The sequence below is a fragment of the Methylobacterium thuringiense genome (assembly GCF_022179645.1).
In the GTDB taxonomy this organism is placed as follows: Bacteria; Pseudomonadota; Alphaproteobacteria; order Rhizobiales; family Beijerinckiaceae; genus Methylobacterium; species Methylobacterium thuringiense.
On sequence record NZ_BPRA01000001.1, the window covers coordinates 245,801 to 263,239 of the forward strand.

General features: G+C 68.0%; 19 protein-coding genes and 1 riboswitch. Of the genes, 12 read left to right on the forward strand and 7 right to left on the reverse strand.

Annotation, left to right across the window (positions count from 1 at the left end):
- Nucleotides 1-7: 7 nt before the first annotated feature.
- The 5 genes from MFF07_RS01015 to MFF07_RS01035 form a co-directional block, all read right to left on the reverse strand.
- Complete coding sequence (locus MFF07_RS01015) at nt 8-619, reverse strand: Uma2 family endonuclease (RefSeq protein ID WP_147816144.1); 612 nt, start codon at nt 617-619, stop codon at nt 8-10.
- Between the two features lie 46 nt (nt 620-665).
- A complete protein-coding gene (gene cobW / locus MFF07_RS01020) occupies nt 666-1,700 on the reverse strand; it encodes a cobalamin biosynthesis protein CobW (protein WP_147816146.1) in 1,035 nt (344 codons plus the stop codon).
- Nucleotides 1,697-2,083 carry a DUF1636 family protein gene (locus tag MFF07_RS01025; RefSeq protein ID WP_147816147.1) on the reverse strand — a complete coding sequence of 129 codons (387 nt, stop codon included), beginning with the start codon at nt 2,081-2,083 and terminating at the stop codon, nt 1,697-1,699. Before MFF07_RS01025 ends, cobW begins: the two co-directional genes overlap by 4 nt.
- Nucleotides 2,076-2,828, reverse strand: a complete 753-nt coding sequence (locus MFF07_RS01030; RefSeq protein WP_147816149.1) for a CbtA family protein — start codon at nt 2,826-2,828, stop codon at nt 2,076-2,078. Before MFF07_RS01030 ends, MFF07_RS01025 begins: the two co-directional genes overlap by 8 nt.
- A 127-nt stretch (nt 2,829-2,955) precedes the next feature.
- Entirely contained in the window at nt 2,956-3,135 is a 180-nt protein-coding gene (locus tag MFF07_RS01035) for a CbtB domain-containing protein (RefSeq protein WP_187272448.1), read from the reverse strand.
- Nucleotides 3,136-3,167: 32 nt separating this feature from the next.
- A riboswitch (cobalamin riboswitch) is annotated at nt 3,168-3,359 on the reverse strand.
- Nucleotides 3,360-3,718: 359 nt separating this feature from the next.
- On the opposite strand from MFF07_RS01035, the gene MFF07_RS01040 reads away from it, so the two are divergent.
- From MFF07_RS01040 to MFF07_RS01065, 6 genes are all read left to right on the forward strand, one after another.
- Nucleotides 3,719-4,537 carry a transporter gene (locus MFF07_RS01040; RefSeq protein WP_238230394.1) on the forward strand — a complete coding sequence of 273 codons (819 nt, stop codon included), beginning with the start codon at nt 3,719-3,721 and terminating at the stop codon, nt 4,535-4,537.
- A 60-nt stretch (nt 4,538-4,597) separates the two neighbouring features.
- Nucleotides 4,598-5,140, forward strand: a complete 543-nt coding sequence (cobU, locus tag MFF07_RS01045) for a bifunctional adenosylcobinamide kinase/adenosylcobinamide-phosphate guanylyltransferase (protein WP_238230396.1) — start codon at nt 4,598-4,600, stop codon at nt 5,138-5,140.
- Complete coding sequence (gene cobO / locus MFF07_RS01050) at nt 5,137-5,739, forward strand: cob(I)yrinic acid a,c-diamide adenosyltransferase (protein WP_147816151.1); 603 nt, start codon at nt 5,137-5,139, stop codon at nt 5,737-5,739. Before cobU ends, cobO begins: the two co-directional genes overlap by 4 nt.
- 410 nt (nt 5,740-6,149) lie before the next feature.
- The gene (locus MFF07_RS01055; RefSeq protein WP_238230398.1) at nt 6,150-6,575 is read left to right on the forward strand and encodes a hypothetical protein; all 426 of its coding nucleotides are present in this window, start codon (nt 6,150-6,152) and stop codon (nt 6,573-6,575) included.
- Nucleotides 6,576-6,784: 209 nt separating this feature from the next.
- Complete coding sequence (locus MFF07_RS01060) at nt 6,785-8,275, forward strand: cobyric acid synthase (protein WP_187272451.1); 1,491 nt, start codon at nt 6,785-6,787, stop codon at nt 8,273-8,275.
- A 131-nt stretch (nt 8,276-8,406) separates the two neighbouring features.
- On the forward strand, nt 8,407-8,877 hold the full coding sequence (locus MFF07_RS01065) for a YfjT/YkfB family phage-associated protein (protein ID WP_238230400.1): 471 nt from the start codon (nt 8,407-8,409) through the stop codon (nt 8,875-8,877).
- 12 nt (nt 8,878-8,889) lie between these two features.
- Here the strand turns inward: MFF07_RS01065 and cbiB are convergent, their stop codons facing one another.
- Entirely contained in the window at nt 8,890-9,882 is a 993-nt protein-coding gene (cbiB, locus tag MFF07_RS01070; RefSeq protein ID WP_238230401.1) for an adenosylcobinamide-phosphate synthase CbiB, read from the reverse strand.
- A gap of 4 nt (nt 9,883-9,886) precedes the next feature.
- Between cbiB and cobD the strand changes: the two genes are divergently transcribed.
- Complete coding sequence (gene cobD / locus MFF07_RS01075; protein ID WP_147814456.1) at nt 9,887-10,924, forward strand: threonine-phosphate decarboxylase CobD; 1,038 nt, start codon at nt 9,887-9,889, stop codon at nt 10,922-10,924.
- Between the two features lie 51 nt (nt 10,925-10,975).
- Here the strand turns inward: cobD and MFF07_RS01080 are convergent, their stop codons facing one another.
- Nucleotides 10,976-12,157, reverse strand: a complete 1,182-nt coding sequence (locus MFF07_RS01080) for an MFS transporter (RefSeq protein WP_238230402.1) — start codon at nt 12,155-12,157, stop codon at nt 10,976-10,978.
- A 318-nt stretch (nt 12,158-12,475) separates the two neighbouring features.
- Between MFF07_RS01080 and MFF07_RS01085 the strand changes: the two genes are divergently transcribed.
- The 5 genes from MFF07_RS01085 to MFF07_RS01105 all read left to right on the forward strand — a co-directional run bounded on the left by MFF07_RS01085 (nt 12,476) and on the right by MFF07_RS01105 (nt 17,339).
- On the forward strand, nt 12,476-12,682 hold the full coding sequence (locus MFF07_RS01085) for a hypothetical protein (protein ID WP_147814452.1): 207 nt from the start codon (nt 12,476-12,478) through the stop codon (nt 12,680-12,682).
- Between the two features lie 136 nt (nt 12,683-12,818).
- Nucleotides 12,819-14,225 (forward strand): malonyl-CoA decarboxylase, encoded by a 1,407-nt coding sequence (locus tag MFF07_RS01090; protein ID WP_147814450.1) that lies wholly within the window; start codon nt 12,819-12,821, stop codon nt 14,223-14,225.
- Between the two features lie 262 nt (nt 14,226-14,487).
- Nucleotides 14,488-15,060: a ubiquinol-cytochrome c reductase iron-sulfur subunit gene (gene petA / locus MFF07_RS01095; protein WP_147814449.1), complete on the forward strand. Its 573-nt coding sequence runs from the start codon at nt 14,488-14,490 to the stop codon at nt 15,058-15,060.
- A 46-nt stretch (nt 15,061-15,106) separates the two neighbouring features.
- Nucleotides 15,107-16,429: a cytochrome b gene (locus tag MFF07_RS01100; protein ID WP_238230403.1), complete on the forward strand. Its 1,323-nt coding sequence runs from the start codon at nt 15,107-15,109 to the stop codon at nt 16,427-16,429.
- Between the two features lie 16 nt (nt 16,430-16,445).
- The gene (locus tag MFF07_RS01105; RefSeq protein ID WP_147814447.1) at nt 16,446-17,339 is read left to right on the forward strand and encodes a cytochrome c1; all 894 of its coding nucleotides are present in this window, start codon (nt 16,446-16,448) and stop codon (nt 17,337-17,339) included.
- The last annotated feature ends 100 nt before the right edge of the window (nt 17,340-17,439 follow it).

Here is a 17,439-nt window from a genome sequence, read left to right on the forward strand (position 1 = left end):
GCGGCGCTCAGCCTGCCGCGCCGCCGGGCGTCTCGTCCTGGACGAGGCGCGGCCGGGCGGGGAAGGCGACGCCGTCGTAGAGATCGGCGAGAGCCAGGGTGATGCGGAGAGCGGGAAGCTCGGCCGAAGCACCGAGGCCGACGATGCGCTGCTTGATCCAGGCGCGCTCGTCGTCGCGCGACCACAGCATGACCTCGGCCGCGTTCGGCTCGATCAGCAGGATGTGGGCGAGGGAATCGAGCGTCTTGTACTCGCCAAGCTTCTCGAAGGCATCGAAGTCGCGGGTGCTTGGGCTCAGGACCTCGGCGACGAGCCGGGGCGCGGCGGCTTTCAGCCCGCTCGGATCGCGTGCGCCGCAATCGACGCCGACATCCGGCCGACGGATCTGGCCGGGCAGCGTCTCGACGCTGCCGTCACCGGTGAAGGGACGGCAGCCGCTTCCGCGAAGCGCGGTGTGGAGCGCAGCCACCAGATTGACGACGATGTCGTCGTGGACGTTGCGGGCACCCGCCATCATCCGGACCGGCACGCCGCCGACGAGTTCGTAGCGCTCCGCCTGGCGCTCCTGCCAGGCGAAGAAGGCCGCGACGCTCATCGGCTGGGGAGCAGGCTCCAACATCACAACAGCTTCTACAGGAATTGGCCGGTCTTGCCGACAGAAGCGATCAGGGCTTGAGCGCCGCCGCGACGGCCGCTCGGTCGAAACCCTTCAGCCCGATCACCACCAGCTTGCCGTCGCGCGGCTCGCTCGGCTTCCACGGGCGGTCGTAGTGATGCGCGATGCGGCGCCCGACGCCCTGGACGACGAGGCGCATCGGCTTGCCGGTGACTTCGGCGAACCCCTTGATGCGCAGCACGCCGGGGATCTCGGCGGCCGCCGTGACACGGGCGGCGAGGTCTTCGGCGGTCTTGGTGTCGGCGATGTCCATCGCGACAGATTCGAAGTCGTCGTGATCGTGGTCCTCGCCTTCGCCGTGATGCGAGGGGCGGGCGTCGAGGTCGTCCTCGGCGGCGGCCTGGATGCCGAGGAGCACGCGCGGATCGATCCGGCCGTGCTCGGTCTCGACGATTTTCACGGCGCGCGGCAGGTGGGCGAGGATGTCGGCGCGGACCTTTTCGCGGGCGGCGGCGTCGATCAGGTCGGCCTTGTTCATCACCACGAGGTCGGCGCAGAGGATCTGATCCTCGAACACCTCTTCGAGCGGGTTGTCGTGGTCCACCGCCTGGTCGGCGGCGCGCTGGTTGGCGAGCGCGGTCGGGTCCTCGGCGAAGAAGCCGGCGGCGACGGCCGGCGCGTCGACCACCGCGATGACGCCGTCGACGGTGACGCGCGAGCGGATCGCCGGCCACTGGAAGGCCTGGACCAGGGGTTTTGGGAGCGCGAGGCCGGAGGTCTCGATCAGGATGTGCTCGGGCGGGTCGGCCCGGTCGAGCAGCGTGTTCAGCGCCGGCACGAAGTCGTCGGCGACCGTGCAGCAGATGCAGCCGTTCGGCAGCTCCACCACCGAATCCTCGTTGCAGCCCTCGATGCCGCAGGACGCGAGGAAGGAACCGTCGAAGCCGAGATCGCCGAATTCGTTGACGATGATGGCCAGCCGCCGCCCGGCCGAGCGCTCCATGACGTGGCGCACCAGCGTGGTCTTGCCGGCACCGAGGAAGCCGGTGACGATGGTGCAGGGAATCTTTTCGACGATGCTCATGGGCGTCCGGCCTCCTTTACGGGGGGCGATGGCGGGATGCGGGCGACGACGCCCTTGCGGAAGGCTTCCGGACGTTCGCGCCAGGGCACGATGCCGTCCACGGTGCCGGCATAGAGACCGATGCCGGCGAGGATGGTCTGGGCGGAGGCCTCGGCGTCGAGGTCGCCGTAGACGTAGGTCCAGCGGCCGGGCGAGGCGACCGCGACGCTGCAGGGTCGCTTGCAGACCGAGAGGCACTCGACGCCCTCGACGCGCAGGCCTGCCGTATCCTCGGGCAGCCGCTCCCGAAGCGCGGCCAACAGGCGAGCACCGGCGCGGGTCTCCGAGGTGTCGCCCTCGGCGCGGCAGGTGGTGCAGACGTAGAGAACGGTCTCTTCAGGCATGGGAGCGCCCGCCAGACACGGCTTTGTCTGCGAAAAGGTTCCAGGCCCAGCCATAGGCCAGCCCGATCACCGCCCAGAACACGAGGCTGATGCCCAGCGAGCGCGCCGCGAACTGTGCCGCCAGGGCCGCCGGCAGCTTCGAGTCCGAATCGACCACCAGCGGTGCCCCGGCGAGATGCGGCGCGACGATGAGCACGAGGCCGCCCGCGATGGTCAGCGGCACGCGGCGCACGGCGATGAGGTAGAGGCCGAGGCCCGTGGCCGCGACGGTCATCACCCACCAGGCCTGACGCACCCCGAGTTCCGCCGAGGCCATGCCCGGCAGTTCCGGGGGCAGGCCCATGGCCGGCGCGAGCGCGACGGTGAGGAAGCCGGCGAGGCCGAAGGCGAGGCCGGTCTCGGGGGAGGGCACCCGCTTCAGCGCCAACATCACCGCGCCGAGGAGCAGGGCGTAGCCGACGCCGCCAACGAGAGTCGCGAGGCCGGTATAGGCCATGCGCTCGAGGCCGGGCGCGGGCTGCCACGCCTCCGCAGCGCCGCCCTCGCCATGGCCATGCGCATCGCCATGGGCCGGTACGATGAGATGGGCGAAGGGCGACGACAGCGAGGCCTGCTTGCCGGCCTGCGCCTCGAAAACCTCGGCCTTGAGGATCAGCGGCGAGGTCAGGGCGAATTGCAGGCCAGTCGCGACGACGGCCGCGAGGAAGCCGGCGACCAGGGCCGCCGACACCAATCGGATGATCATGAGATGCTGTCCGGCGCTAGAGCGCTCGTCGCCGGAGCGGATGCCGCTTCGACGAGACTGAGCGCGTCAGAACAAGGGATGAAAGGCGTGTCTCGATCGAAAAGGATCGGACACGCTTCCAGCGCCGTCAGTGGCAGGGGAAGTTCTGCGTGTGCCGGAAGTCGTGCGCGGCGTTGTGCAGGGCCATGGCTGGGGCGAAGCCCGTCATGAACACGAGACCGAGGCCGAGCAGCGCGGCGATGACGATCGCGCGGGTGCTCTCGCTGGCGGCGGCGGCGGTCTGAACGGTAGCGGTGGTCGTGGACATCTTGAAAAACTCCGGCCGCCCCGCCGGCGGCATCGAGAACACGGGGGACGGCAGGTCTCCTGGCTCGCGGGTCGATGCGCCTGCCGCCTTCCCGGATCGCTCCGGTGGCTCTCGACAGAAACTCGCCGCTCACAGTTGCGGGGGCAGCCGCGGGTTCGAGGCGAACCTCTCACCGCATTCCCTTTTCACCCCGTCTCCGAGGCACCGTCCGGTTCTCCATAAACGCTGTCGCGGCCGGGCACAACGACGCGCCGCGCCGTTCCCGTCGATGCCGCCCGGCAAACAGTGGGCGGGCAACGAATCGGCGCGACGCCCCACCTACGTTCGAGGCGATGATTTGATCCCATGCAGGCTATTCTTTTTGCGTGAATGACACGACGTGTGACGCACATGCATAATTTACGCAGGAATTCAGACCCGATAATCAAGCATAGTACGGTACAATTCAAATTTACTCCAACTTCAATCGATTGTGCTCCGCAAAACTATAACTTTTAGTTGAGTTGAAAGAGAAGCAATGACTGGCGCAGTGCGGCGAAGCGGGTTGAAACTTCTTCGAGCCGCAGCATTGGGCGTTGCTCTGGTGCCGTCCGCGGCCTTTGCCCGGTCCGCTGCGCTGCCGGGCATCACCGTCGGCCTGCCGACGGGCTGGCAGATTCCAACCGGCGTCCAGATGAACGTCACTTCGAGCTTCGCCGAGCGCGGGACGCTGCCGCGGGACAACCAGGGCAACAACAATCTGGCCGTCTTTCTGTGGGCGACCCCCTGGACCGTGCTGGGGGGACAGCTGCGGTTCATCCAGTCGTTCCCGTTCAACGCGGTCAGCCCGCAGGAGGGGCCGTGGCAGGCGGGCCTGGCCCAGCCGCTGACGACGGCTCAGGTCGCCTGGAAGATCGGCGACAACCTCGGCGTCAGCTACTTCCTCGGCGGCTTCTGGCCGAGCGATACGCTCTTCGCGCTCCGGTCGGCCTCGATCGCCCAACGCTTCGCGATCAGCTACGTCGGCGATGGCTGGAACCTGACGGCCAACCTCCATTACGGCACGATGTTGGACAACACCTCGCCGACCGGCGTGTTCTATTCCGACTACATGAACCTCGACCTGACCGCGACCAAGCGCTTCGGCAAGTGGCAGGCCGGCGCCGTCGCCTTCGGCTCGACCGACCTGCCGACCGGCCGGCTGGGCTACCGGCATGTCGGCCAGGTCGCGGTCGGCGGCCTCGTCGGCTACGCGTTCGACAAGTTTACAATCCAGGCCTTCGTCACCCGCGACATCGCCCAGCGCAACCTTGGCGGAGAGGAGACCCGCGCCTGGCTGCGTGTCCTCGTCCCGCTCTGGCGGCCGGAGCCGGATCAGGTGCCGAACCGCGTCTCGGTGAGGCGCAACAGCGCCGCGCAGTGACCGCGCCCGCCACGAACGATCCGCTTTGACCTTCGGCTCCGTGCGCGGCAAGGGAGGCGGATGACTGCAACCGCCCCTCGCATGACCCTGGTGCTCGGCGGCGCCCGTTCCGGCAAGAGTCGCTACGCGGAGGCGCTGATCGAGGCCGGCCCCGGTCCGTGGCGCTATCTCGCCACGGCACAGGCCTGGGACGACGAGATGAGGACGCGGATCGCCCTGCATCGCGAGCGGCGGCCCGAAGGCTGGATCACGCAGGACGTGTCGACGGATCTGGCTCAGGCGGTCGCCGCCGCGCATGGCCCGGTGCTCGTCGACTGCCTGACGCTCTGGCTGACCAACCTGATGCTCGCCGAATCGGCCCTGCCTGCCGCCGTCGACGCGCTTCGCGACGCCTGCGCTGCCGCCCGAGGCCCGCTGGTGCTGGTCTCCAACGAAGTCGGCCTCGGCATCGTGCCGGACAACGCGCTCGCCCGCCGCTTTCGCGACGAGGCCGGGCGGCTGCACCAGCGGCTGGCGCAGCAAGCCGACCGCGTCGTCTTCATGGTCGCCGGGCTGCCGATGACCGTCAAACCCTCCCCCGACAATCCCGGAGCGCCCGCATGAGCGACGACGAAGCCCGCCATCGCGAAAAGATGGAGAAGCGCAAGGCCGTGCAGGATGCCGAGGTCGCGGAGAAAACGATCGAGAAGGGCCTGCTCATCGTCCATACCGGCCCCGGCAAGGGCAAATCGACGGCGGCCTGGGGCCTGATGCTGCGGGCCCTCGGCCGCGGCTGGCGCGTCGGAGTCGTGCAGTTCATCAAGGGCGCCTGGGACACGGGCGAGAAGCACGCCATCAAGGCGTTCGGGGACCAGATCGACTGGCACACGCTGGGCGAGGGCTTCACATGGGAGACCCAGGACAAGGCCCGCGACCTCGCCGCCGCCAAGCATGCCTGGGCCGAGGCCGAGCGCCTGATGGCCGACACGAGCATCCGCCTCGTCATCCTCGACGAGCTCAATATCGCGCTGCGCTACGACTACCTCGATCTCGACGCCGTGGTCGCCGCCTTCCGCGCCCGCCGGCCGGACCTCCACATCGTCGTCACCGGCCGCAACGCCAAGCCGGCCCTGATCGAAGCCGCCGACCTCGTCACCGAGATGGGCAGCGTGAAGCACCATTTCGCGGCGGGCGTGAAGGCGCAGGAGGGGATCGAGTTCTGAGCCGAGGCGGGCCCGGATATCTCGCCGCCTGCCTTCGATCCTTCGGATCCGGCGGAATGGCGTCGTGCCTCAGCCTGAAGGCGATATCCGGTGACCGTCCGCGTTACCGGCCGCGACGGACAGGAGGGTATCGATCCTGCCAGTCGGGACTTTGGGCGAGCGGCATAGCGTCGAGCGCGCCCCTGGGTAGAGCGCGTGCACGATGTGCCGGGTGCGGGTCCATCGGGGCGGGACAGAAGCCCGGCCTCCATATCGGAACGCGCCGTCACCGCGGCGCATGGCCTAGGTCCGATCCGCGTGCGACACGCGCCATCCGGCCGCAGTCTTGATGCCACCATCGCGCCGTTGCACAACCTTCGCCGTAACAGCGCGGCGCCTTCCCGGAGCCTCGCGCATCGACGAGGTGGACCATGACACGCTTCGCCTTCGCCTTGACCGGCGCCCTGCTGCTGACCGGCGGCGTCCTCGGCGCCGCGGCCCCGGCCCAGGCCGACGAGCCGGTCGTCCAGGCCTATCAGGCGCCGCCCGAGATCCGCACCCGCACCGTCTACCGGCCACGCACGATCGTGCGCCGGGTCGTCGTGGAGCGTCCGGTCTACCGGACCCGGCGCATCGTGCGCGAGGTCGTGGTCGAGCGCCCGGTCTATCTGCGACCGCGGCCAATCTACCGCGAGGTTTTCGATGATGGCTTCGATGGACCGCCGCCCTTTTACGGCCCGCCGCCGTTCCGTCCGCGCCCGGTCTTCGCCTACGGTCCCGGCTTCGGACCGGGTCCGTACCCGCCGTTCCGCCCGCGTCCTTACGGTTGGGGCTATGGGCCGGGGCCGTTCTTCTAGCAGGCCCACGGGACTGAGCCGTCGAGCATGCAATCCTCCAACGTCATTCCCGGGTCGCGCAGCGGAACCCGGAATGACGGCGGGAAGCGAATTCATCAGCGCAATCTCCGCGGCATCTTGCACCGTCGCGCTGGAGTGGAGTGCTGCGGTCGTGACCAAGAGCATGATGTGGCGCCCCTGAACACACCCTCCCTGGGCGATCCGCATCGATGACACGCGCCCTGATGATCCAAGGCACCGGCTCCGACGTCGGCAAATCGCTGATCGTCGCGGGACTGGCGCGCGTGTTTACGCGCCGTGGTCTCGCGGTTCGCCCGTTCAAGCCGCAGAACATGTCGAACAATGCCGCCGTCACCGCCGATGGCGGCGAGATCGGCCGGGCTCAGGCGCTGCAGGCGCGCGCCGCGCGGGTCGCACCCTCCGTCCACATGAATCCGGTGCTGCTGAAGCCGCAGAGCGATGTCGGCGCGCAGGTGATCGTGCAGGGCCGGATGGTCGGCACCGCCAAGGCGCGGGAGTACCAGGGCTGGAAGCCGCGCCTGCTCGCCTCGGTGATCGAGAGCTTCGAGCATCTCGAGGGCGAGGCCGACATCGTACTGGTCGAGGGCGCCGGCTCGCCCGCCGAGATCAACCTTCGCCGTGGCGACATCGCCAATATGGGCTTTGCCCGCGCAACGGACACGCCGGTGGTGCTGGTCGGCGACATCGACCGCGGCGGCGTCATCGCGAGCCTCGTCGGCACCAAGACGGTGATCGATCCGGACGACGCCGCCATGATCCGCGGCTTCATCGTCAACCGGTTTCGCGGCGACCCGACGCTCTTCAGCGATGGCATGGCGATGATCGCCGAGGCCACCGGCTGGACGCCGTTCGGCCTGGTGCCGCACTTCCACGCCGCCGCGCGCCTGCCCGCCGAGGACGCGATGAGTCTGGCGCCGCCGATCGCGCGGACCGGCGCCGGCGCGATCGTCGCCGTGCCGGTGCTGCCGCATATCGCGAATTTCGACGATCTCGATCCGCTGCGGCAGGAGCCGGGCGTCGAGGTGGTCTGGGTGCGCCCCGGCGAGCCGATCCCCGCCAATGTCGACCTCGTGCTGCTGCCGGGCTCGAAGACGACGATCGACGATTTCCTGTTCGTTCAGGCCCAGGGCTGGGACGTCGACATCCGCGCGCATGTCCGCCGGGGTGGCCGCGTCCTCGGCCTCTGCGGCGGCTTCCAGATGCTCGGGCGGCGGATCGGCGACCCGGACGGCATCGAGGGTGCGCCGCGCAGCATCGACGGGCTCGGCCTCCTCGACATCGAAACGGTGATGACGGCCGCCAAGCGCCTCGTCGCCGTCACCGGCACGAGCGAGCCGGACGGGGTGCCGTTCAGCGGCTACGAGATGCATGTCGGCGACACCACCGGGCCGGACGCCGCCCGCCCGCTGCTGCGCTTCGCCGACGGCCGGGCCGACGGGGCCGTCTCAGCCGACGGCCGGGTGTCCGGCACCTACGTCCACGGGCTGTTCGCGGACGACGCGCAGCGCGCGGCCTGGCTGACGCGGCTCGGCGCCGCAACGGGAGGAGCATCCTACGAGGCGGGTATCGAAGCCGTGCTCGACGGCTTCGCGGACCACCTCGAAGCGCATCTCGATTGCGATGGGTTGCTGGCGCTGGCCGGTATCCGCGATCTCGCCGGCAGAGGCGGATCACGCTAAAAGCCGGAGCGCACATCGCCGAAGCGGGAGCCGGCTCGGCAGAGTGCGCGACGAAACACGGTGTTGCAGCCGAGCTCGCCTGCAAGGCGATCGGGCGCGGCTCTGGTGGCGAGCAACGGGAGTTCGAGCGAATGCCGATGAAGCGTGTCGTGGCCCTGCTCGCCATCCTGGCGGCGACGCCCGCCGAGGCCGTCGATTACCGCTGGGTCGTCGGAACCGGGCAGGGCAGCGTCGAGGCGAGCATCCGCAACAAGAGCGGCGGCAACTTCATCATCTTCTGCGGATCCGGCACCGACGAGCTTCGCTCGGGGATCATCCTGGAAGGCGTCGCCGACACCGCGCCCAAACAAAAACCGCTCGACGTGCAGGTCGTCGTCGACGGCAAGAGCTTCCCGTTCTCCGTGACCGGCGGCTACGGTCCCACCGAAGCGCGTGGCGCCCGTTTCACGCTGCAGAATCTGGCCGAAGCCCTCCTCGCGAGCCGGGCGGCCGACTTCACGATCGAGTATCCGAGCCTCGACAAGTCGGAGCGCTATTCGCTTCTGAACGTTCGCGACGCACTCAAGGAAAAGAAGGGGACGATCGTCACACCATGCCTGTGACGGCGCGGGCCGTCACAGCACCATGACGAGGAGACCGGCGCAGGCGAGGCCGAACAGCAGCAGGCACGCCGTCCGGTAGAGCCGCAGCGCCAGCTTCACATCCGCCGGGCCGGCTTCGGCCCGGCCGTCGCCCATCCAGGCATCCTCGACCCGCGTCTCGCCGTAGACCCGCGGTCCGGCAAGCCGCAAGCCGAGCGCCCCCGCCATCGCCGCCTCCGGCCAGCCGGCATTCGGCGACCGGTGCCGGCGCGCATCGCGCCGCACGGCCCGCCACGCCCCGCCGGCCGAGGCGTCGCGGTGGATCGCGGCGGCGGCGATCAGCAGCAGGGCCGTCAGCCGGGAAGCCGGCAGGTTCACGAGGTCGTCGAGCCGGGCGGAGGCCCAGCCGAAGGCCTCATGCCGCGGGGTACGGTGGCCGATCATGCTGTCGGCGGTATTGATAGCCTTGTAGAGCACGCCGCCCGGCAATCCGCCGACACCGAGCCAGACGGCCGGCGCGACGATTCCATCCGAAAAGTTTTCGGACAGGCTTTCGATCGCCGCGCGGCAGATGCCGGCTTCGTCCAACGTCTCCGTGTTGCGGCCGACGATCATGGATACCGCATGCTGGCCAGCGGCTAACCCGTCATTGGCCAGGTCGTGCGCCACGCATGCGACGTGGCTATACAGGCTGCGCTGCGCCGGAAGGCTGGCAGCAAGCAGGGCTACGAGTACGAGTGATCCTGCTCGGCCGGCATAGGCGGCGAGCATCGTCAGGACGATCGCCGTCGATCCGGAAATGGCGATGAGCATCACCAACGCCACGATGCCGGATACCCGGCGCCGGGCCTCGCCACCGCGGTTGAACCCGGCTTCGAGGGCCGCGATCAGCCGGCCGATCCAGGTGACAGGGTGGCCGAACGCCCTGTAGAGGCGATCCGGATAGCCGGCCGCCGCCTCGATCGCCAGCGCGAGGCACAGGATCGCGAGCGCGTCGGGCGGGTGGGTCAGGCTGGTCCAAGGCATTGATGTGTCTGCGTTTTCCGCAAACGAGGCGGAGGCTCTAGCGGAGGGCGGCACGCTCCCGGTCTTCCACGGCGGCGATCTCGACGCCGCTCGGAGGCAGTTTCCGAACGCGCCGGAGCCCTGGCTCGACCTGTCCACCGGGATCAACCCGGTCCCCTATCCGCTGCCGCCCTTCGAAGCCAGCACCCTCCAGCGCCTCCCCTCGGCCGCCGACCTCCTCACGCTCAAGCTTGCCGCCGCGAAAGCCTACGGCGCACCGGACTCGAACCACGTCGCCACCGCTCCCGGATCACAGATCCTGATCGAGACGATCCCGCGGCTCCGGCCCGCATCCCGCGTGGCCGTCGTCGGGCCGACTTATGCTGAACATGCAATGGCTTGGCGGCGATCGGGCCATGCCGTCGAAACGGTGTCGGAGCTGCCGTCGGCCGACCGTTTGGACGTCGTCGTCGCGGTCAACCCGAACAATCCGGACGGCCGGATTCATGCCCCCGACGCTCTCCGGCAGCTCTCTCGAACGCTATCGAGCAAGGGCGGCCTCCTCGTCGCCGACGAGGCTTTCGCCGACCTCGAAGCCGACGGCTCGGTGGGAACCGACCTCGGTGCGGGAGCAGTGCGTCTGCGTTCCTTCGGCAAGAGCTACGGGCTCGCCGGCCTCCGCCTCGGCTTCGCGTTGGCCGAACCGATCCTCGCCCAACGCATCGAAACCGCCCTCGGCCCCTGGGCCGTGTCGGGGCCGGCGATCGCAGCCGGGCTCGTTGCGCTCCCGGATGCGGCCTGGCGGCAGGAAACTGCGACGGCGCGGGCGAAGGATGCGGCGCGGCTCGACCGGATGATCGTTCGCGGCGGCGGCCAAATCGTTGGCGGTACGGTCCTTTTTCGGACCGCGACCTTCCGGGACGGTCTATCGATGTTCCGTCTCCTCGGGGAGGCGGGGATCTATGTCCGCCGGTTTCCGGAGGCGCCATCCCAACTCCGCTTCGGCCTGCCGCCCGATAAAGGGGCTTGGTGCCGGCTCTCGCGGGTGCTCAAATCGGTCTAAATCTTTGCTGTCGCATGACGTTTTCGGGAAACCGGAATCCGCTTTCCCGCATCATGCTCTGGCCCGGCCTCCGAACCAGGACACAGCGAGGGCACCGACGGCAAAAGCGCCGCCGACCAGGCAGACGCCCGACCAGCCGGCCATCATGAAGGCGCGCGTGCCGGTAAAGGCCCCGAAGGCACCACCAACGAAAACCGACGTGAACAGCACGGTGTTGATGCGTCCCCGCGCTCCGGCGACGAGGGCGTAGGCACGGGTCTGGTTGGCGATCAGCGCGGCGTTGATCCCGAGATCGATCAACAGCACGCCGACGACGATGGCGGCTAGCGACCACGATCCGCCGACGGCCAACACCGCGAAAGCCGCGATGACGCAGAGGCTTCCGGCGATGACGACCGGACGCGCGCTGCGACGATCGCTGTAGCGGCCGGAGAGCGGCGCGATGATCGCACCGGCCACGCCGATGACGCCGAATAGGCCCGCGCCCGCCGGGGAAAGATCGAAGGGTGGCGCCTCGACGAGCAATGCCAGGGTTGCCCAAAAGGCGTTGAAGCTCGCGAAGAGCAGCCCCTGCGACAGGCTGGCGTTCTGCAGCACCGGCTGCGAGCGCAGGAGGTGGAGAAGCGACGTCATCAGGGCTCGGTAGCGAAGCCGCTTCGGTGCAGTGTGGGGCAGGGTCACGGCCGCAATGCCGGCCATGAGGACGGCCACCATCGCCGCCGCAGCGAAGACGGATCGCCATCCGAAATGCGCGCCGACGAAGCCGCTGGCGGTCCGAGCCAGCAGGATGCCGCAGAACAGCCCGGTCATGACCTGGCCGACCATGCGCCCGCGAGTGGCATCCGGCGCGAGTTCGGCGGCAAAGGGCACGGCCTGTTGCGCGGCGGAGGCAAGGATGCCGATCGCAAGGCTCGCCGACCCGAGCACGGCTAGATTCGCACTGAGAGCCGCGACAACGAGCGCCACAGCAAGTCCGAGCAACTGACCGATGATCAGGCTGCGGCGCGGTAGGGCGTCGCCCAGCGGCACCAGCCCGAGGATGCCGAGGCCGTAGCCGACGAGACTCGCCGTTGGCACCACGAGGGCGGCTCGATCACCGAATTCGGCCACCAGAAGCGCCAGCAGCGGCTGATTGTAGTAGATGTTCGCGACGGCGCCCCCGGCGATCAGGGTGAGACCGAGCCTCGTCCTTACCGTGAAGCCATACGTGTCGTCGCGCGGTGTACGGCTCACGTGACCGCCATCGCACGGGTCGGTTGGGGCTGTGAAATGGCGTGATGGGTGGCGGCGAGGCTGGACATCCCCGCTCGGCTACCGGGCTCGTCGAAAAGCTGCAACCCGGAAGCGTCCGCTCGCCTGCCCCTCGAGCGGTCAATCGATGTTACGTTTGCGGAAGAAGCCCCTTCGCAGAAAGCTTTGTCGAATCGCTCGTTCGTCCCCATATCCAGTCAGCTGCGGAGAAAAAGGATCCGTCCGCGCCAGCGTCGTTCGAGCCTGCGTCGCAGGGGGTCCTACCGCATCAAGCGAATGCTCGCAGGAATGGAGTCGTGCGTGTCAAACTACCTCATCCACTTCGCCAAGGAGATACTCGGCGTTCCGTTCACTGTCGGTTCCGTCGAGATCGCGAAGGCGCGGGATCCGGAGCGGGCGTTGCGTGCCGCAGAAATCCGGTTCGCCCGCCAGCATGGCCTGGTCGATTGGCGCGAGCGGGCGGACACGGCCGACATCGCGACCTCATCCGCCGGCAGACGGGGCTGACCCGTTCGGGAATGGCAGCGACGCGGTGTCCGTGCTGGCCGAAACCGGCCCACGGCCCTAAAATCTCAAGCTGAGCGGGGAGGCTGTTACCGCTCCCCGGATTGGCGATCGGGGCCGGAGAGTCGGATAGCGTTCCATGGCGGCGATCTCATTTCTCGGCGACCTCCTGCAGACGATCGGCGATCGCGGACGCGATCTGATCAATTTCGGACGTAGCGAACTCGGTCGCGCCGATAGCGCGGCCGACCTGCTGCGACTCTGCGAAGATCTGATCTCCCGGCGCGGCGAGGCCTCGGGCGTCGCCCTCGCCCGCCTGATCCTCGAACGCTACGCAGCTCTGCCGCAGGAAGAGCGGCTCGCCTTCCTCAGGCTCGTCGCAGCAGAATTCGATGCCGATCATGATGCGGTCGATGAAGCCATCGCCGCCTACAGGGCCAACCCGACCCGCGCTCAACTCGGCCAGTTGCACGAGTCGGCCGAGCCGCGTGCTCAGGAGCTGATCCGACGGCTCAATCTCGCGCGCGGCGGTACGTTGGCGCTCGTACGCATGCGGCAAGACTTGTTCGTGCTCCGCAAGCGCCTGAAGCAGGAAGGTGCCGATCCCGACCTGATCGATGCCGCCGGCAGCCTCGACAGTGATTTCGAGCACCTGTTCATGTCGTGGTTCAACCGCGGTTTTCTGGTGCTGCGGCATATCGGCTGGAGTTCGCCGGCCGACATCCTCGAAAAGATCATCCGCTACGAGGCCGTGCACGAGATCGAGGACTGGGACGACCTGCGCCGCAGGATCGAGCCGCAAGACCGGCGCTGCTACGCATTCTTCCATCCGGCGCTGCTCGACGAGCCGCTGATCTTCGTCGAGGTGGCGCTGACCTCCGGGATCGCCTCGTCCATCGGGCCGATTCTAGCGGACGAGCGCGAGCCGCTGCCGATGCGGTCGGCGACGACTGCGATCTTCTATTCGATCTCGAACTGCCAGCCTGGGCTTGCAGGCGTCACCTTCGGCAACTTCCTGATCAAGCAGGTGGTCGAGGACCTCGCCCGCGAGATCCCGACGCTGAAGACCTTCGTCACGCTCTCGCCGGTTCCGGGTTTCCGGAGCTGGCTCGACCGCGAGCGCGGCTCGGATGCTCCGCAGGGGCTGACCCCAGAGGATGTCGAGACCCTGCGCCTGCTCGATTCAGACGATTGGCAGGGCGACAAGGCGAAGACCGAGGCTGTGCGGCGAGCGATGCTGCCCGCGGCGGCGGCCTATTTCCTGCGCGCCAAAAATGCCAAGGGGCGCCCGGCCGACCCGGTGGCGCGCTTCCATCTTGGCAACGGCGCGCGGCTGGAGCGCATGAATTTTCTCGGCGACACCTCGCCGAAGGGGGTCGGACAGTCCTACGGCCTGATGGTGAACTATCTCTACGACCTCTCCGCGATCGAGAAGAACCACGAGACCTACGCCAATCTCGGCACGGTCGCGGCCTCGTCGGCCGTCAGCCGCGAACTGCGGGCGAACCTGCCGCCGCCCCGTGCGCTGGTTCTGGCGGAGGCGTGAGCGGAGGCCACTGCCGAACATGCAGCAAACTGCATGTCGCTTAGCCTCGACAGTCTAGACACGTTCGCATCTGACATGTCACAGAGCGCGGCTATGGGAATGTGGTCGGGTGACCCCTGGTCGCATTGTCCGCAGCGACGCGATGGTGTCTGCCGTCACGTTAGGCTGATCTCCCGCGCAAAGCTCGCAAGGCGCTGATCCGGCAGAAGACCGGAGTGCTTCTCGGCGAGACGTTTGCGCTTCTCCGTTCGGAGTACGAGTCTTGGCGAACACCTCGGCCACCACTGCAGGCGCGCAGGATCAGGATGGCAGCCGTCGCGACTTCCTGTTTCTCGCGACCGGTGCGGCCGTCGCCGTGGGGGGCGCCTTCGCTGCTTGGCCCTTCGTCTCGTCGATGCGGCCCGACGCGGCGACGATCGCGGCCGGCGCGCCCCTCGACGTCGATCTCGCCCCGATCACGGACGGCCAGATCGTCAACGTGTTCTGGCGGGGCAAGTTGATCTTCGTCCGCAAGCTGACGGAGAAAGAGGTCAAGGACATGAAGGCGATCCCGGTCTCGGAGCTCTCCGATCCGGCCCCCTTCGACGCCCGCGTGAAGTCGGGCCACGACCAGTGGCTCGTAGTCTACGGCAACTGCACCCATCTCGGCTGCGTGCCGATCGGCCACCAGGGCAACTTCGAGGGTTGGGCTTGCCCCTGCCACGGCTCGCAGTTCGATGCAGTCGGCCGCGTCCGCCGCGGCCCGGCGCCGATCAACCTGCCGATCCCACCCTACACCTTCGCCTCCGACACCAAGGTCCGGATCGGCGAAGAGGGCGGCAAGGCCGCGGCCTGAACCGACAATACGCGGACATGATAAGCGGAGCTGAGCGGGTCACCTCATGAGCGCGCACGCCACCTCGATCTACGTTCCCAAGAGCCGCATCGCGAAGTGGTTCGAGTCGCGCCTGCCGCTCGTCGGCTTGGTTCACTCCTCCTTCATCGCCTACCCGGTTCCGCGAAACCTCAACTACTTCTGGACCTTCGGCGCGATCCTGTCGGCCTTCCTCGGCATCCAGATCGTGACCGGCGTCTGGCTGGCGATGCATTACGAGCCGTCGGCCGGAGCGGCCTTCGAGAGCGTCGAGCACATCATGCGCGACGTGAACTACGGCTGGCTGCTACGCTACATGCACGCCAACGGCGCCTCGATGTTCTTCCTGGCGGTCTACGTCCACATCTTCCGGGCGCTCTATTATGGGTCCTACAAGGCCCCGCGGGAGGTGCTCTACCTGCTCGGCGTCATCATCTACCTGCTGATGATGGCCACCGCCTTCCTCGGCTACACCCTGCCGTGGGGCCAGATGAGCTTCTGGGGCGCCACCGTCATCACCAACATCCTCGCCGCGATCCCGATCGTCGGCGACTCGATCCAGAGCCTGCTCTGGGGCGGCTACTCGGTGGGTAATCCGACGATCAACCGCTTCTTCTCGCTGCACTACCTGCTGCCCTGGATGATCGCCGGCGTCGTCGTGCTGCATGTCTGGGCGCTGCACGTCACGGGTCAGAACAACCCGGCCGGCATCCCGATCAAGTCGAGCAAGGATGCGGTTCCGTTCACGCCCTACGCTACCGTGAAGGACGCGTTCGCGACGGTCGCGTTCATGATCATCTTCGCGTGGTTCGTCTTCTACCAGCCGAACTATCTCGGCCACGCCGACAACTACGTGCCGGCCAACGCCTCGGTGACCCCGGCGCACATCGTGCCCGAATGGTACTTCCTGCCATTCTACGCGATCCTGCGCGCGGTACCGGACAAGCTCGGCGGCGTGATCCTGATGTTCGGCGCGGTGATCATCCTCGCCTTCGCGCCCTGGCTCGACACCTCGCGGGTCCGTTCGACGAACTACCGCCCGGTCTACAAGGTGTTCTTCTGGGTGTTCGTCGTGAACGCGATCCTGCTCGGCTGGCTCGGTGCCAAGCCGCCGGAGGGTGGCTACGTCATCGTCGGCCGGATCTGCACGGTCTACTACTTCGCCCACTTCCTGCTCGTGATGCCGCTCTGCGGCCTGTTCGAAACGCCGAAGGCGCTGCCGGGCTCGATCCTCGAGACCGTCACCGGACCGGGGCAGCAGGGTTGGGACGGGCGCCAGGGCGGCCAGCCGCAGGATCCTGATAAGGGCATCCCGGATTGGGCCATGCCCGATGCGGTCAAGCGTAGCTGAGCGGCGGGGACACGAGATGATGCGTTACCCGAGCACACTTGCAGCGGGCCTGATCGCCATCCTCGGCATCGGCCAAGCCTCTGCCGAGGAGCACGCGCCCAACCCGCCGCGCCAGAAGTGGAGCTTCGCCGGCGTGTTCGGCAAGTTCGACGAGGCGCAGCTTCAGCGCGGCTTCCAAGTCTACAAGGAAGTCTGCTCGAACTGCCATTCGATGAAGCTCGTCCGCTTCCGCAACCTCGCGGAGGAGGGCGGCCCCGGCTTCAGCGCCGCGCAGGTCAAAGCGCTCGCCGAGACCTATCAGGTCAAGGAAGAGAACGACAAAGGCGAGGTCGTCGACCGTCCCGGCCGCGCCGCCGATGGCTTCCCGCCGATGTATCCGAACGAGAAGGCGGCAGCTGCTGCCCACGGCGGCAAGGCACCGCCGGACTTCTCGGTGCTCGCCAAGGCCCGCACCTACGAGCGCGGCTTCCCGGCCTTCGTGTTCGATGCGCTGCCGCTGACCGGTTATTCGGAGCAGGGCGTCGACTATATCCACGCGTTGCTGAACGGCTACGGCGACGCGCCGGAAGGCAAGGAAGTCCCGGACGGGGTCTACTACAACAAGTACTACCCGCAGGGTCAGGTGATCGCGATGCCGCCGCCGATCAGCGACGGCGCCGTGACCTACCCGAAGAACGACAAGGGCGAGCCGGTCGTGCCGGAGACGACGGACCAGTACGCCAAGGACGTCGCGGCCTTCATGGCCTGGGCGGCCGAGCCGCACATGATGGCCCGCAAGGCGCTGGGCTTCCAGGTGATCCTGTTCCTGATCCTGCTCTCGGGCCTGCTCTATTACGTGAAGAAGCAGATCTGGAAGCCGCTCGGCGGCGAGGTCCACGGCCTGCAGCCGGAACTGCACAAGACGTTCTGAACCCGGTATTCCTGGCTTTCAGCGATCGACAGACGGGCCCCGCGCGGGCCCGTTTGCTTGCGCGGAACCGCTCGGGGCGGCAATACGCCGACGCATAGCG

Coding starts and splice junctions, on each gene's coding strand:
- MFF07_RS01035 (WP_187272448.1), bottom strand. CDS start 3,135: ATGTCCACGACCACCGCTACCGTTCAGACCGCCGCCGCCGCCAGCGAG.
- MFF07_RS01060 (WP_187272451.1), top strand. CDS start 6,785: ATGACACGCGCCCTGATGATCCAAGGCACCGGCTCCGACGTCGGCAAA.
- cobW (WP_147816146.1), bottom strand. CDS start 1,700: ATGAGCATCGTCGAAAAGATTCCCTGCACCATCGTCACCGGCTTCCTC.
- MFF07_RS01030 (WP_147816149.1), bottom strand. CDS start 2,828: ATGATCATCCGATTGGTGTCGGCGGCCCTGGTCGCCGGCTTCCTCGCG.
- MFF07_RS01025 (WP_147816147.1), bottom strand. CDS start 2,083: ATGCCTGAAGAGACCGTTCTCTACGTCTGCACCACCTGCCGCGCCGAG.
- MFF07_RS01015 (WP_147816144.1), bottom strand. CDS start 619: ATGTTGGAGCCTGCTCCCCAGCCGATGAGCGTCGCGGCCTTCTTCGCC.
- MFF07_RS01065 (WP_238230400.1), top strand. CDS start 8,407: ATGCCGATGAAGCGTGTCGTGGCCCTGCTCGCCATCCTGGCGGCGACG.
- cobO (WP_147816151.1), top strand. CDS start 5,137: ATGAGCGACGACGAAGCCCGCCATCGCGAAAAGATGGAGAAGCGCAAG.
- MFF07_RS01055 (WP_238230398.1), top strand. CDS start 6,150: ATGACACGCTTCGCCTTCGCCTTGACCGGCGCCCTGCTGCTGACCGGC.
- MFF07_RS01090 (WP_147814450.1), top strand. CDS start 12,819: ATGGCGGCGATCTCATTTCTCGGCGACCTCCTGCAGACGATCGGCGAT.
- cbiB (WP_238230401.1), bottom strand. CDS start 9,882: ATGCCTTGGACCAGCCTGACCCACCCGCCCGACGCGCTCGCGATCCTG.
- MFF07_RS01100 (WP_238230403.1), top strand. CDS start 15,107: ATGAGCGCGCACGCCACCTCGATCTACGTTCCCAAGAGCCGCATCGCG.
- cobU (WP_238230396.1), top strand. CDS start 4,598: ATGACTGCAACCGCCCCTCGCATGACCCTGGTGCTCGGCGGCGCCCGT.
- MFF07_RS01105 (WP_147814447.1), top strand. CDS start 16,446: ATGATGCGTTACCCGAGCACACTTGCAGCGGGCCTGATCGCCATCCTC.